The sequence below is a fragment of the Arthrobacter sp. STN4 genome (assembly GCF_024539665.1).
GTDB lineage: Bacteria > Actinomycetota > Actinomycetes > Actinomycetales > Micrococcaceae > Specibacter.
On the sequence record NZ_JAKZGX010000092.1, the window covers coordinates 1 to 487 of the forward strand.

The following is a 487-nucleotide window of genomic DNA, read 5'->3' on the forward strand; positions in this document are numbered from 1 at the left end:
CCCCCACAAAGACATCAACACCATCCACCCCGACACCAACCACACCGGAACCACAGACAGCGCGAACACCAAGAACCCCGATGAGGACAGCCCCGACACCAGCCCCGGCACCGGCAATGGCAACACCGGCCCCGACACCAGCCCCGGCACCGGCAATGGCAACACCGGCCCCGACACCAGCCCCGGCAGCACCGGCGCGGACGGTACCGGTCTCGGTGCCGGGGTGCTGCCGGGCCAAACCACCCTGCTCGAACTACTCCACGCCACCCCCGGCACACCAGCCACCCCCGGGGGCCCGCACGGCCCCGGCCCCGACATGACCGCCCCGGACACGGCGGACCCGGCCGGCACCATCCCGGACATGCCGGTCCCGGGCGTGGCAGGCCTTGGCGGCTCCAATGCCCGGGGTACCGGTGCTGGAGGTTCCTGGCCCCCGGACCAGGGCCCCGCCCCGGCCTGGGCCCAACCACCTACCACCGCTCACACC

At 73.3% G+C, this 487-nt stretch carries 1 pseudogene; it reads left to right on the forward strand.

Annotation, left to right across the window (positions count from 1 at the left end):
• Positions 1-487: pseudogene (locus tag MMF96_RS19475) on the forward strand (hypothetical protein); the annotation flags it as partial.